Source organism: Enterococcus sp. (genome assembly GCF_022711995.1).
Taxonomy (GTDB): Bacteria; Bacillota; Bacilli; order Lactobacillales; family Enterococcaceae; genus Enterococcus_D.
Genome location: NZ_JALAHI010000146.1, coordinates 1 through 14380 on the forward strand (window position 1 = coordinate 1; position 14380 = coordinate 14380).

A 14380-nucleotide genomic window follows, 5' to 3' on the forward strand; every position below is an offset into this window, starting at 1 on the left:
ACAATGTACAAATACAACATTATCTTAGCGAATTCAGATGGCGACAGTATGAAAGAAGTGAACGTACTGAACAATCTTTTGGCAAAACAAGTCGACGGTGTGATTTTCATGGGCCATCGAATCACCGATGAAATCCGTGGCGAATTTTCACGTTCAAAAACCCCCGTTGTACTGGCAGGTTCAATTGATCCAGATGAACAAGTAGGAAGTGTGAATATCGATTATACAGCAGCTACGAAAGATGCTGTAAGCTTGTTAGCAAAAAATAATCAAAAAATTGCCTTTATCAGCGGTGCGTTGATTGATCCAATTAACGGACAAAACCGTTTGAAAGGATACAAAGAAGCACTAAAAGAAAACAACTTAGACTATTCAGAAGGCTTGATTTTTGAAGCGCCTTATAGTTTTAAAGAAGGTTTGGCATTAGTTGAACGAATCATAAATAGTGGTGCAACAGCTGCTTATGTAACAGATGATGAGCTTGCTATCGGTGTGCTAGATGGTTTGATCGACCGTGGTGTCAAAGTACCTGAAGAATTTGAAATCATTACAAGCAACAATTCTTTATTAGCAGAAGCAGCACGTCCACGTTTGTCTAGCGTTACTCAACCATTATATGATATGGGTGCTGTAGCGATGCGTTTGTTAACAAAAATGATGAACAAAGAAGAAGTAGAACAAAAAACGATTGTCTTACCATATGGTATTTCAGAAAAAAGTTCAACGAAATAAGCGCAACGAAAAAACCGTTCTTAGGAGCGGTTTTTTTTCAAAAAAAAGAACAGGAACATATAAATGCTTCCCGTTCTTTAAGTAAATCAGATTCAGAGTTGACTTGTTCGGATATACAAGTTAATTTTCCTCTTTCGTATCTTCTTTATTGTCTTCTTTTTTATCCTCATCTTTATTCGTCGTCTTTTCGTCCTTTTCGGTGCTATTGGAACGATTGCTGCTAGTAGACGAAGAGGTTGTTCGTTTAGGCGCGATTTTTTTCCAGTAATCTGCATAATTGGCATTCGATCCGCCAATCCCAAATTCAAAGGATGCTTCTTTGGGACCGCCTTTTGTCCAATAGGAGGTGACGGTGTCGCTTGGATTGCTTATTCTTGTATTGTCTACTGTGACCGTACCACCTGGAAGTGTTCCTGTAGCCTTGGACACTTTGACTTTTTTGACATCATCGGATAACTCGAATTTTTTATCCACTCCAAAGATTTTTTGGTTCGTCTGGTAAATCCGATTGATCAAATAGGCCATATATTGAGCGGTACGTGTACCGGCACTACTGTCGGTGGCTTTATTGTCATCTCGACCTGACCAGCTGCTGATGGTAATCGAAGGGGTTGAGACCACAAGCCATGAATCGGACCAGTTATTTGTCGAACCCGTTTTACCGACCCAGTCGGCATTGCCCAGATTCCAGTCCAGCCCACTGATCACTGATTTAAAAGGAGATGTCTTCTGTTCATCAATGACACTGCGCATCATGTCGTTCATGATAGAAGCTGTTGCTTCGGAAAAGACTTGAACTGGTTTTTGTTCATGTTGATATAGAACTTCGCCTTCATTATTCTTGATCGATTCGATCACATAACCTTCCTGATAGACGCCTTTATTTGCTAGCGTCTGGAAGCCGTTGGTCTGAGTTAAGACCGTTACATTGGTTACGCCAAGTGGTGCAGATTCGTAAGCCCAACTATTGTCTTCTGGATAGTTCATTTTGCTCAAATAATTGTTATAAGAGAAGAAGGGATCACCTTCTTGGTCCCAAATATCTTGGAAAATGTTCGTCGCAGCAATGTTGCTGGAGACTTCTAAAGATTCCCGAATCGACATAAAGGTATTAGTACCAGTATTTGTTGCATTAACGATTGGTTCGCCAGAATTTTCGCCGGTTCGCCATTTAGCGGCGTAATCAGAAACCTTTGATTCGGAACCCATTAAGCCTTCGTCAATAGCTGGCCCGTAAACCAGCATTGGTTTAATACTCGATCCTGCTTGTCTTTTGGCGTCGAAGGCATGATTGAATTGATTTTGTTGATAATCTCGGCCGCCGATAAAGCCTAATACGCGACCGGTGGCATTGTCCATCAAGACATTCCCGACTTCGATCGGGGCATCGCCCCAGTTATCCAGCATATAGCCATACTTAGCAACCGCATCTTGCATGGCATTGTAGATTTTTTTATCAATGGTAGAGGTAACGGTATAACCGCCATTGACTAATTTTTGCTGTGCTGCTTCTAAATATTTCTGATAGATTTCTTCTTTACTGAAATCTTCTGCACTGACTTTATCTTCGTCTGCTAATTGTTTAGCGATAATATCTTTGGCCTCATTGAGAACGGTATAATAGAGGAAGCTTTGATCCGTTTGTTCAATGGCTTCTTGCTTTTTGAAATCTTTTTTCAAATCATAAGCTAGGGCTTCTTCGTACTCTTTCTTTGAAATATCGTGGTTCCGATACATACTAAAGAGGACAAAGTCTTTTCGGTCTAAACCGGCACTTAGATTTTCCTTGATTTCTCCAGTGTTCGTGTAAGGGCTGTAAACGATGGGGCTTTGCGGCAATCCCGCTATAAACGCTGCCTGCGGCAGTGTCAGATCAGAAGCATTGACACCAAATATTCCTTGGGCAGCCTCTTGAACACCCGCAATATTTTGTCCTTTATTGTTTCTGCCAAATGGAGAAATATTTAAGTACATTGTGACGATCTCGTCTTTAGAGAAAAACTTTTCGACTTCCATTGCCAGCAGAATCTCATTGGCTTTACGCTTGAAGGTAGTTTCGCTGGAAAGGATTTGCTGTTTGACTAATTGCTGAGTCAATGTCGATCCTCCGCCACCACCAAATCCGGTTGCTTCCGACAGAAGGGCACGGACGACTGCTTTTGGTACGACACCATTATGCTGATTGAAATACTCGTCTTCGGTTGCAATGATCGCTTTTTTGAGATAGTCCGAAATTTTATCTGAAGAAACAGAAGTTCTCATCAAATCTGAGCGAATCGTCGCAATCTTACTGCCGTCAGCATACGCCAGCTGGGAAGTCTCAGTGATATCGGTCAATTCTTGCTTCAATTCTTCTTTTGACGGAGCAGCGGTATCTTCTACTAAAAATGCAAAATAGCCAACACCGATACCTAGTGCAAGAGCGCCCCCTAAAATCAAAAAGGAAATGGCAACTAAAAGGAGCGAATGGAGCACACGTAAACTGATATTGAAATAAAACCAGCCTTGCTTAGCGTTTGGAGATTTTGGTTGTTTTTTCTTATTTTGGGGCAAAAATGGTCACCTCAATGATATTAGAATAGATTCCGTTGTATTATAGCAAAAATCAACGCACTTGGATAGTTTTGCTCGCGTACCGACTTAATTATAACAAATACTTGATTGATTCAAAATGGGATTAAGGCTTTTCTTTAAGTGGATTTTCAGTTAATATGAACAGTGAGAAATTACTTAGGAGGAAATAAAATGAGTTCAGACTTTTTTGAAGAATTAAAAAGTCGTGGTCTGGTTCATCAGGCTACTGACGAAAACGCATTGATCAAACAATTAAATGAAGAGTCTGTGAAACTATATATTGGATTTGATCCAACTGCTGATAGTTTACACATTGGTCATCTTTTACCGATCTTGATGTTGCGCCGTTTTCAACAGCGAGGTCACGTTCCGATTGCTTTAGTAGGCGGAGGAACAGGGATGATCGGTGATCCATCTTTCAAAGATCAAGAACGTCAATTAAATACATTAAACACAGTTCAAGAATGGTCTTTGAGTATCAAAAATCAATTGTCTCGCTTCATCGACTTTGAAGATCAGACAAATCCAGCGATTTTAGCCAATAATTATGACTGGCTGGGAGAACTGAAATTGATCGATTTTCTACGTGATGTAGGGAAAAACTTTACCATCAACTACATGATGAGCAAAGAAAGTGTGAAACGCCGGATTGAGACCGGAATTTCTTATACCGAATTTGCTTACCAATTGTTACAAGCCTATGACTTCCTAAATCTTTATGATGAACATGGCTGTCTGTTGCAGCTTGGAGGCAGTGACCAGTGGGGAAATATCACGTCCGGAATTGAACTGCTGCGCCGTGAACGAGAAGTCCAAGGGTTTGGGTTGACGATGCCGTTGATCACCAAAGCAGATGGCACGAAATTTGGTAAAACAGAAGGCAATGCCGTCTGGTTAGATGCAGAAAAAACAACACCTTATGAATTTTATCAATTCTGGATCAACACGGATGATCGGGATGCTGTGAAATTCTTGAAATACTTCACTTTCTTATCTTTAGAGGAAATTGCAGCCATTGAGAAAGAATTTGTTGCGGCACCAGAAACGCGAGTGGCGCAAAAAGCCTTAGCTAAAGAAGTGACGACTTTGGTTCATGGCGAAGAAGCATACAATCAAGCGGTGCATATTTCAGAAAGCTTGTTCAGCGGAGATATCAAAGGATTATCTGCAGAGGAGATTGCGCAAGGGTTCAAAGGAGTTCCTACGTACCAAGTAAGCAGTGAAGATGATTTAAGTATTGTTGAATTGTTGACGACTTCAAAAATTGAAGCATCAAAGCGTCAAGCACGAGAAGACGTTCAAAATGGAGCGATTTATGTCAATGGCGAACGCCAACAAGACTTAAATTACGTGATCAAAGATGAAGACCGTATTGGCGGTAAATATGTCGTTATTCGTCGCGGAAAGAAAAAATACTTCCTGTTGACATTTTAAGCTGATACTGGAAAGTGAAATGAGTAATGAGGCTGTGCCATAAGTCTCCTACAAGTAACAATATCCGAATAGTAACTAGTATTGCTCCTGCGATGCAGGGATTCCTCGTCGCAAAAGCCAGAGGAATCTGTCGCAATAGAATATTATTCGGGTTAACTTGTTGGATGATGACTTATGTCACAGCCCTTTTTTCAAATCAGTGGAGGAGGGAACCGTTTTTTTATGGGACAACTATTATTGAATGCCGCTGGTCTGTTTGCCATAATCTTTTTAGGGTATTTTCTTAAACAGTTGAAGATTCTTTCAAAGGCTGATGGGTCTATTTTATCGAAAATCATCCTTAATATTACTTTGCCGGCAGCGATCATTTTAAATCTTGCCAATATGCAGATCCAAGTTGATGCACTGGCACTGATTCTGATTGCTGTGGTGATTACGTTCTTGCAAATCATGACCGCCTTTTTCTTAACCAAAAAAGAAAACGATGTCTTGCGTCAATTTTCCATGTATTGCGGCTCCGGCTTCAACATCGGAAATTTTGCGATTCCTTTTGCCCAAAGTTTTTACCCCCTAGGGATTCCCCTGATTTCCTTGTTTGACATGGGAAACAGTATCATGCTGGCAGGAGGGACGACCATTTTGATCGAATATTTGATCGGCAAACGCACTGTTTTTGAACCAGGAAAAATCATCCTCAATTTATTTCGTTCACCAACCTTTACCTGTTACTTACTGATGTTGCTGATTCGCAGTTTTGCAATCACATTGCCTCCAGAAATGATTCAACTGGTGCAACCGATTGGCAATGCCAATACCTTTTTGTCCATGTTTATGATTGGTTTGTTTTTAGATTTTCGTTTACCGAAGCAAGCGGCAAAAACAGTTGGAAAGATTTTGAGTTTGCGCTATGGTATCGCTCTGTTATTATTTCTCTGTTTTTTCTTTTTACCGATCCCAGCGTCTTTGAAACCAGTCTTATGTTTGTTGGTATTTGCTCCAATTCCCTTATTTGGTGTGATCAATTCGGTATTGGCGGGGATGGAAGAAGAAGCGGTAGGCTTTGTGTCCTCCATCAGTTTTTTGATCAGCTTACCACTGATGACGCTGGTGCTAGTTTTATTTGGACTAGCTTAAAAGGAAAGACATTCAACAAGCAAAAAAATGGCATTGCTGTATGTTTTTTTGCATAATAGATAAGACTTATTTTTAGGAGGAAGAATATCGATGTTAATCGGATCACATGTTTCTATGAGTGGGAAAAAAATGTTGCTGGGGGCAGCAGAAGAAGCGGCTAGCTATCAGGCGACGACCTTTATGATTTATACAGGCGCACCCCAAAATACCCGGCGTAAACCAATTGAAGAGATGAATATTGCTGCCGGTCAAGATTTTATGACGCAAGCGGGTATTTCAAATATCGTTGTTCATGCGCCCTACATCATTAATTTAGGCAACACGATCAAACCAGAAAACTTTGGTTTTGCCGTTTCTTTTTTGCAAGCGGAAATCCAGCGGGCGCAAGCATTAGGGGCAACTCAAATTACATTACATCCCGGAGCACACGTTGGTGCAGGGCCAGAGGCTGGGATCAAGCAAATCATTAAAGGATTGAATGAAGTTTTAGAAAAAGGCCAAACGGCTCAAATTGCTTTAGAAACAATGGCCGGTAAAGGAACAGAAATCGGACGCAGTTTTGAAGAAATCGCTGCAATTATTGATGGGGTGACGCTCAATGAGAAGCTTTCCGTGACTTTTGATACTTGTCATACCAATGATGCCGGATATAACATCAAAGAAGATTTTGATGGTGTCTTAAATGAGTTTGATAAAATCATTGGATTGGATCGCTTAAAAGTGATCCATGTCAATGACTCCAAAAATCCCCAAGGCAGCCACAAAGATCGTCATGCAAATATCGGTTTTGGTACCATTGGATTTGATGCGTTAAATAAGATCGTTCATCATGAGCAGTTGCAAGAATTGCCTAAAATTTTAGAGACGCCTTATGTAGGGGAAGATAAGAAAAATAAAAAGGCACCTTATGGATTTGAAATTGCTATGTTGCAGCAACAAACCTTTGATCCAGATTTATTGACTAAAATCATGGAACAATAAGAGACGAAGCAACTTGGTGAAAAAGGTGATGAAACTCTCTCAAAAGTTAGCCCATCAATGCTAACTTTTGGGGATCATTACAGCACCTCATTTTTGGGCAGCTTTTGATAGCGCGATAAATGATATCGTTTACTAGGAGGGATTGTTGGATGGAGTTTAATGAATTGATAACTTATGCGCAAGGAAAAATCGCACCAAAGAAACTGTCTCCTTGGGCAGAGTCAGGTGGCGTAGCCGCTGCCATACTGACCAGAGAGGGAAATGTCTTTACAGGAGTGTGTATTGACACCAGTTGCTCCATGGGTTTTTGTGCAGAGCATGCCGCGGCAGCAGCGATGATCACTGCGGGAGAACACCACATTGCAAAAGTTGTGGCTGTGGATTGGCAGGGACAACCGATTTCACCTTGTGGCCGTTGCCGCGAGTTTCTTAGTCAATTAGCTGAAGACAATCTTTCTGCGCAAGTTTTGACGAAGGAGGGCAGTTTACTGCTCGCTCAACTCTTACCGCTTGATTGGAAAGATAATTTTGCTTAACAGTAACAAAAAATCTCAGGAAGAAAGCTGTCCAACAATTGCTCTTTCGCGTGGTTGGATTGCTTGTCATTCCTGAGATTTTTTAGTTGTTTATTAGAATTTTTTTGCTGTTTCGGCCACTTTTTCTAGTCCAGCCGCAATGATTTCTTCTGTTTTTGAAGGGTCTGCGTTGTGTCCTTCAATGATAACTTCATCCGTGATAGTCATGCCGAACATACCACCGAAAACTTTCTCCATAAATGTCACTGCATTTTCCATGCCGCTCATTTCTCCAGAGTAAACGCCGCCACGAGCATTTAATAAGACAACTTCTTTGTCTTTCAATAACTGATTCATTGATCCATCTTCATTATATGAGAAAGTGAAACCAGCTTGGAAAATATAATCGATAAATGTGTGCAATGCAGCAGGAATTGTTAAGTTCCACATAGGGAATGCGAAGACAATCGTATCTGCCGCTGCAAATTTATTCATGACATCTTGGCGGACTGTCATCAATTCTTGTTCTTCTTGATTTAAGTCTTGTTCTTGTGCCAATTTGCCGAATGCTTCAAACAATGTTTGTCCGATATAAGGCATTGGTTGGGCATACACATCGAAAGTAACGACTTCGACTGCTGTTTTATCAAGATTTTCTACAAATGTATCAAACATTTTTGCAGAGACTCCGTCAGGACGGTTATTGGCTTTTACAACTAAAACATTTTTCATTAATTTTCCACCTTTTGCTATATTTATCATGTCACGAGAAATAGTATACTATAAAACCATTTTGCTTACAATAAATAAGTAGCTGAACTTTTTTATCCTTTTTAAGGAAGTGCTGCTTCGGTTTTGGTACACTAGAAGTAATCTAGGAGGTGGACCGTGAAAATATTTCTAATTGAAGACGACAAATCATTAGTTAAAATGATGGAAAGTCAATTATCCCGCTATGCATTTGAAACATTTATTCCCAAAAATTTTGAAAAAATCTTAGATGAATTTCAGAGAATACAGCCAGATCTAGTTTTACTAGATGTGAACTTACCTTATTTTGATGGTTTTTATTGGTGTCAAAAAATACGTGAACAGTCCTTGGTTCCTATTCTGTTTATTTCTGCCCGTGATGGCAATATGGATCAAGTGATGGCGCTAGAGTATGGCGCAGATGATTTTTTGGTCAAGCCATTTTCCTATGAACTATTATTGGCAAAAATAAGAAGCCATATTCGTCGGGTCTATGGAGACTATGCGCAGAATGACCGCGCTCGGCGATTAAAAGCTGGGTCTCTGATGTATTATCCAGAATCATTAAAGATGAGCTATCAGGAAAAAGAAGAATTGCTGACTGTTCGTGAGGGAGAGTTACTTGCGCTCCTCGTGACAGCCTATCCGGAATTGGTTTCCAGAGAGCAAATCTTGAATAAATTATGGGATGACGAGCGCTTTGTAGACGACAATACATTGTCGGTCAATATTGGTCGTCTGCGAAAAAAATTGGTAGGTCTAGGACTTAAAGAGCCAATCCAAACGATTCGAGGAAAAGGCTATGCCCTTTTTGTTGCAGGGGAGTCAGAATGAAAGAGTATCTAAAGGTTCAATTACCAAAAATGTTCTTATTGTTATTCTCTGTTGCATTACTTCTTTTACTGGTTTGGCTGGATGGTTATCGCAATTGGTTCGTGATCGGCTATGGTCTGTTGTTATTACTCTTGTTGTCTGTTGGATTCTTTACGATGGATTATGTTGCCAATCGCAGTTTTTATCACTATCTAAAAACTGGCAGAGCTGGAAGAGGGAATGGCTATTTGGTAAAAAGAGTGAAGCAGCGTTTAGATGCCGATCATCTGCGTGTGCAAAAACAACTCGCAGACATTGAGGCAAATCATCAAACGCATATCAAGTTCATGAACATTTGGGTCCATCAAATGAAAACACCGGTCTCAGTTCTAGAATTGATGGCTGAAAGTGAACAAATCGACGCCTATGACCTTTTGGCAGAAACAGATCGTCTGAAAAGCGGCTTGGCCACGGCTTTGAATTTTGTTCGTTTGGAGGATTTTAAAGAAGACTTTTTGATCGAATCAGCCTCCTTATTAACGATCGTCAAACAAAGTATTGGGGAACAGAAGCGCAATTTTATTCGGCATGAAATTTATCCGAAAATCAAAGATGAGAGCGATTTTCAGATAACGACAGACAAGAAGTGGCTGCAAATATTGCTCTACCAAATAGTCAGCAATGCCATCAAATACTCCTACCCTAAAGGGACTGTCACCTTTGCATTGGAGGAAGCTACCCGAAGTTTAACGATTACCGATACAGGTCGAGGAATCTCGGCAGCAGACTTGCCTCGAGTGTTCCGGCCGTTTTATACCGGGGACAATGGGCGTCAGATGGGGGAAGCAACCGGGATGGGTCTTTACTTAGTTTCTCTTATCAGTCAAAAACTAGCGATCGACGTTTCAATCACCTCTGAAGTCAATCAGGGCACCACTATTCAATTGATATTTCTAAAGGAGTAGTTAATCTTACAAATTTGTAAGCTATCTTTCACTCAATCGATAATTTTTTGAAAGAACACCTGTTAAACTGTTTGTAAGGGAGTGATTGAAATGGCTTTATTGGAATTAAAAAATATTACTAAAACTTATGCAGGGGAAGTATCTGTAGAGGTTTTGAAACAAATTGATCTCAAAGTACCAGCAGGAGAATTCATTAGTATCATGGGACCTTCAGGCAGCGGAAAAACCACCATGCTGAACTTAGTAGCAACTTTAGATCAGCCAACCTCCGGCTCTGTTATTATTAAAGGTGCCCAACCACTCACATTGTCGAAGCAGGAACTGGCAGAATTTCGCCGCCGACAACTCGGTTTCGTATTTCAAAATTACAATTTATTGGCACCGCTTAATGTAGCAGAAAACATCATGTTGCCATTAACGCTGGACCGAGTGCCAGTTGACGAAATGAAGACGCGTTGTGAACAGCTTTTGAAAGAGCTAGGCATCTACGATAAACGAGAAAAGCGGATCTATCAATTGTCAGGTGGAGAACAACAAAGGGTCGCGATTGCCCGTGCGTTGATCCATCAACCGGAACTGCTGCTTGCAGATGAGCCTACAGGGAACTTAGACTCTAAAGCCGCCCGGGATGTCATGGAAATTCTAAGTCAGATGAATAAACAACGACAAGTGACAACCATGATGGTCACCCACGATCCCTACTCAGCAAGTTTCTCTGATCGTGTGGTCTTCATCAAAGACGGCAAACTTTATAATGAAGTCTACCGTGGAAGTGATCAGCAACAGTTTTACCAAAAAATTCTTGATGTTCTTGCACATCTAGGAGGTCGCCGTCATGAATTTCAGACAGTTGATCATTCGTAATTTAAAAGGGAACTTTCGTACCTATGCTGCATATTTTGTGAGCAGCACATTTGCCGCCATGGTTTTTTATATATTTAGTCTGCTTTTGTACCATCCGCAATTAAAAGAAAACTTGTCAACCAGTGATACTATATCTTCCCTAGCCAAGATGGGATTGGCGGTTGCCTTAGTAGTGATTGCCTTTTTATCGTTAATGTTTCTTTGGTATACCTTTGTTGTCTTCTTGAAACGTCGTAAACGAGATCTCGCAATATATCTTATTTTAGGGATTGAAGAAAAGGATTTGCGCAGAATTTTGTTCGTTGAAAATGCGCTATTAGGATCGTTGGCAACGTTTCTTGGGGTTGGATTAGGAATTTTGGGAACAAAACTATTGTTGCTTATTGCTCAAAATGTGATGCATCTCAATCGTGGATTGTCTTTTATGGTTCCATTGACTAGTTTGGGATTAACGATTGGTGTGTACCTTTTGATGTTCCTACTGATCTCATTTTTTAGTACGCGAACGTTACAAGGGGAAAAGATCATATCATTGATCAAAGAAAACGAGAAACCCCGTCCAGAGCCTACGAGTCGCTGGATCTATGCATTCCTTGGTTTGCTTTTGCTCTTTGCCGGATACGGATGTGTCTTTTATTTCTCTTTCAAAGCAGACGGTTTTTTGGTTCTTTTACTAGGAGTCTTGCTGACGGTAGCAGGCACACTCTTGTCCTTCTATCAGTTTAGTGTTTACTTATTGAAGCAACTTAAAAGAAGCCCTTCTTTTTTACAAGGGACACGTTTGTTAACGATTAGTGAATGGATTTTTCGTATGCGGGACAATGCGGCAATGTACAGTCTGATCGCCATTAGTACATCAGTGGCTTTTGTAGGTATTGCGGTGATGATGGCAATCGGGAACTCTTCATTTTCGTCAATTCAAGGAATTAGTGTGGCGTATGTTTTTTCTGAATACAATCAAGATGATACAGGTAAAACAAAGGCGTTTGAAGTGAAAGAAAAATTGGAAGCGCAGGGCTATCACCCAGTTATGGCACAAGTTGATCTCATTGAAACCTATACAAATCTTGAGAATCCAGCGATTGCTGCGGATCCATATTACATGGCCAATGCATTTTCAGTGATGCGAGAAAGTGATTATCGCAAATTGATGAGCCAAATCGGGGAAAAAGCTGAACCTGTTAAAAACGATCAGGTTCTTGAACTTAGCAACAATTATTCAAGACGAAAAGAATTGTTGGCGGTTGATCAAAGCCAACGGCAATATGTTTATCCGTTAGAGATTGGTAGGGATAGCGATTTTCAGGAAGATATGACGATCGTTCATAGTCCCTCGATGCTTTCGCTGAACTATTTTGGCCTTGGTGTTGTAACGGATCAAACTTTTGAGAAGTGGCAAAAAGAAATTGGTGATTCTGAAGATTCAGGCGGGTTTATTTGGCTAGATTACCCTGAGTGGGCAGACGATCCTACTTTAATTGATGACATCAATCAGCAGATCGATCAAGAAAATAAAGAAACGGATGAAAAAGTATCCGCTGTCTATGATGAATTAGGAGCAGACAAAATCAACGAGATGTCTGATGAAGAATGGTCAAAAGCGCTTGAAGGTATTCCCTCTCATATTGGTTATCAATCAAAATACCAAGTTTTTCAGGAAACCCGTCAAGGCAATGGTATCATTCTAATGATCACTGTTTTACTCGGATCGGTCTTCTTTATTTTCTCTGCTTCGATCATCTATTTCCGCCTATTTGCGGATCTCGACAAGGATGGCGCTTATCATCGCTCCTTGCATATACTTGGTGTTTCACCAAAAGAACGGCATAAGATTCTGCGTCATCAGCTGCAAGTTATGTATTTTTTGCCAACTATCGTGGCTATGATTCATTTTGCTGTTGCGATGACTGCATTGCGTTTATTAGTTGAATTGCCCGTTTGGCAGTTCTATGGTGAAATCGTAGGTATTTACTTGGTATTTCAAATTGTCTTCTACATTTGTTGCCAACTTCGCTACAATCAACAAATTGACCATTATGCTGATCCAACAGAATAATTGCTTTTTTTCAACGGAGATTGTGACATAAGTCATCATCCAACAAGTTAAACCGAATAATAGATAATATTCGGATAATTTGTAGGAGACTTATGGCATAGTCTCTTTTTTGTATGAAAAAGTTATTCTTTGTGAAAAAGGTGAAGCGCTGTCTTGTATGGAATATCCAGTAATTCGTTTGATTTGCTTATGAATTTCACATAATTTATACTGACGGTGACACATCATGGATCAAGGAGGGATCGAATGGTATCGCGAATCGCAAAAGGACTTGTTGCACTGTTGCTTATTATCCCCATCTTTGCTGGAATAAAAATCGTTTATGGTGAGACGGATGTGGGAGCCAGCTTGATCACCGATGTTTCCATAGTGAATGGTAATAATGAAAAAGTAACTACGCTAGATCAAGATGAATCTTTCAAAATCGAACTTGATTGGAGTCTTGCTGGAGTAGATGATTTAAAGGCTGGCGATAAAGCCACGATCACACTTCCGGTAGAAATTGAAGGAGTGAATAACACCTATCAATTATATGATGAGAACAATAATTTAGTCGTAAATGTCACACAGGTTGGCAACCAGCTGACGTTTGTATTTACTGATTTTGTTGAACAAAATGAAAACGTGCACGGTAATTTTTATTTTTGGACCAAATTTAGTGATAATATTGCCGTTGACCAAACCAATCAACTTGATTTTGAAACAGTGAATGGCACCAAGACAATTCCCATTTTTATTCGTGGTGTTGACGACAGCGGAGGTGGCGCGTTGCTTACGAAGCAAGGATTGTATTTAGGCACGCAAAACCCGAAGCGAACCATTGACTGGCGTGTATACATCAACTCCTATGATACAAATAAAGTAACTATTCAAGATGGAAAATTTGTTGACACTCTCGGTCCTCACCAAACCTTAGTCAGTTCTACTGCACGAGTGGTTTATGGTCCGAGTGTTTCTAACCCGACCTTTGTAGAGGATGTACCAATTACCCTTAATCCAGATGGCACTTTTATTATTCCCCTAAGAGACACAAATGAAAGAATCTATATCACTTATAAAACGGTAACAGATGGCACATTGGAGCAGTATACAAATAGAGGAACACTTCAAGCTCTCATTAATAATTCTGAACAAGTGCACTCTATCACTGGCTATACTACCAAATATGGGGGTGGAGGTAGTGGAACTGGAGAAACAGGTTCCTCAAGTGAAACAACCTCAAGCAGCGAAAGCAGTGAGAGCACAACGTCAAGCAGCGAAAGCAGTGAGAGCACGACGTCGAGTAGCTCAAGCAGTGAGAGCACGACATCAAGTAGCTCAAGCAGTGAAAGTACCACCTCAAGTAGCTCAAGCAGTGAGAGTACGACACCAAGCAGCTCGAGCAGTGAGAGTACGACACCAAGCAGCTCAAACGGTGAGAGTACGACACCAAGTAGTTCGAGTAGCGAGAGCACGACGTCAAGCAGCTCAAGTAGTGAGAGAACGACCACAAGCAGCTCAAGCAGTGAGAGAACATCCTCAAGAACCGCAAGTAGTGAGAGTACTACTACAAGCAGAGCAAG

General features: G+C 40.6%; 12 protein-coding genes. 10 read left to right on the forward strand and 2 right to left on the reverse strand.

The window, feature by feature from the left end; all coding sequences use genetic code 11:
- Positions 1-732 (forward strand): substrate-binding domain-containing protein (locus tag Q0A12_RS14635; RefSeq protein ID WP_291293364.1); only part of this gene is annotated, 732 nt, incomplete at its 5' end.
- 120 nt (positions 733-852) lie between these two features.
- On the opposite strand, the gene Q0A12_RS14640 is transcribed toward Q0A12_RS14635, so the two are convergent.
- Positions 853-3285: a transglycosylase domain-containing protein gene (locus tag Q0A12_RS14640; protein WP_291293365.1), complete on the reverse strand. Its 2433-nt coding sequence runs from the start codon at positions 3283-3285 to the stop codon at positions 853-855.
- Positions 3286-3477: 192 nt separating this feature from the next.
- On the opposite strand from Q0A12_RS14640, the gene tyrS reads away from it, so the two are divergent.
- The 4 genes from tyrS (at position 3478) to Q0A12_RS14660 (ending at position 7391) form a co-directional block, all read left to right on the forward strand.
- Positions 3478-4740 carry a tyrosine--tRNA ligase gene (tyrS, locus tag Q0A12_RS14645; protein ID WP_291293366.1) on the forward strand — a complete coding sequence of 421 codons (1263 nt, stop codon included), beginning with the start codon at positions 3478-3480 and terminating at the stop codon, positions 4738-4740.
- A gap of 222 nt (positions 4741-4962) precedes the next feature.
- A complete protein-coding gene (locus tag Q0A12_RS14650; protein ID WP_291293367.1) occupies positions 4963-5874 on the forward strand; it encodes an AEC family transporter in 912 nt (303 codons plus the stop codon).
- A gap of 90 nt (positions 5875-5964) precedes the next feature.
- Complete coding sequence (locus Q0A12_RS14655) at positions 5965-6855, forward strand: deoxyribonuclease IV (RefSeq protein ID WP_291293368.1); 891 nt, start codon at positions 5965-5967, stop codon at positions 6853-6855.
- A 149-nt stretch (positions 6856-7004) separates the two neighbouring features.
- Entirely contained in the window at positions 7005-7391 is a 387-nt protein-coding gene (locus Q0A12_RS14660) for a cytidine deaminase (protein WP_291293369.1), read from the forward strand.
- 93 nt (positions 7392-7484) lie between these two features.
- Here Q0A12_RS14660 and Q0A12_RS14665 read toward each other — a convergent pair whose 3' ends face one another.
- Positions 7485-8102 (reverse strand): FMN-dependent NADH-azoreductase, encoded by a 618-nt coding sequence (locus tag Q0A12_RS14665; protein WP_291293370.1) that lies wholly within the window; start codon positions 8100-8102, stop codon positions 7485-7487.
- Between the two features lie 156 nt (positions 8103-8258).
- Between Q0A12_RS14665 and Q0A12_RS14670 the strand changes: the two genes are divergently transcribed.
- From Q0A12_RS14670 to Q0A12_RS14690, 5 genes are all read left to right on the forward strand, one after another.
- Entirely contained in the window at positions 8259-8954 is a 696-nt protein-coding gene (locus tag Q0A12_RS14670) for a response regulator transcription factor (protein WP_291293371.1), read from the forward strand.
- Positions 8951-9898, forward strand: a complete 948-nt coding sequence (locus tag Q0A12_RS14675; RefSeq protein WP_291293372.1) for an ATP-binding protein — start codon at positions 8951-8953, stop codon at positions 9896-9898. The genes Q0A12_RS14670 and Q0A12_RS14675 overlap by 4 nt, the downstream gene beginning before the upstream one ends.
- A gap of 90 nt (positions 9899-9988) precedes the next feature.
- Entirely contained in the window at positions 9989-10762 is a 774-nt protein-coding gene (locus tag Q0A12_RS14680) for an ABC transporter ATP-binding protein (RefSeq protein ID WP_291293373.1), read from the forward strand.
- Positions 10734-12818 carry an ABC transporter permease gene (locus Q0A12_RS14685; protein ID WP_291293374.1) on the forward strand — a complete coding sequence of 695 codons (2085 nt, stop codon included), beginning with the start codon at positions 10734-10736 and terminating at the stop codon, positions 12816-12818. The genes Q0A12_RS14680 and Q0A12_RS14685 overlap by 29 nt, the downstream gene beginning before the upstream one ends.
- Before the next feature lie 246 nt (positions 12819-13064).
- On the forward strand, positions 13065-14380 hold a 1316-nt coding region (locus Q0A12_RS14690; protein WP_291293375.1), incomplete at its 3' end, for an Ig-like domain-containing protein.

Bases quoted from the DNA above. Each gene is read 5' to 3' on its own strand.
- tyrS (WP_291293366.1), top strand. From the start codon at position 3,478: ATGAGTTCAGACTTTTTTGAAGAATTAAAAAGTCGTGGTCTGGTTCAT.
- Q0A12_RS14650 (WP_291293367.1), top strand. From the start codon at position 4,963: ATGGGACAACTATTATTGAATGCCGCTGGTCTGTTTGCCATAATCTTT.
- Q0A12_RS14655 (WP_291293368.1), top strand. From the start codon at position 5,965: ATGTTAATCGGATCACATGTTTCTATGAGTGGGAAAAAAATGTTGCTG.
- Q0A12_RS14660 (WP_291293369.1), top strand. From the start codon at position 7,005: ATGGAGTTTAATGAATTGATAACTTATGCGCAAGGAAAAATCGCACCA.
- Q0A12_RS14665 (WP_291293370.1), bottom strand. From the start codon at position 8,102: ATGAAAAATGTTTTAGTTGTAAAAGCCAATAACCGTCCTGACGGAGTC.
- Q0A12_RS14675 (WP_291293372.1), top strand. From the start codon at position 8,951: ATGAAAGAGTATCTAAAGGTTCAATTACCAAAAATGTTCTTATTGTTA.
- Q0A12_RS14680 (WP_291293373.1), top strand. From the start codon at position 9,989: ATGGCTTTATTGGAATTAAAAAATATTACTAAAACTTATGCAGGGGAA.
- Q0A12_RS14685 (WP_291293374.1), top strand. From the start codon at position 10,734: ATGAATTTCAGACAGTTGATCATTCGTAATTTAAAAGGGAACTTTCGT.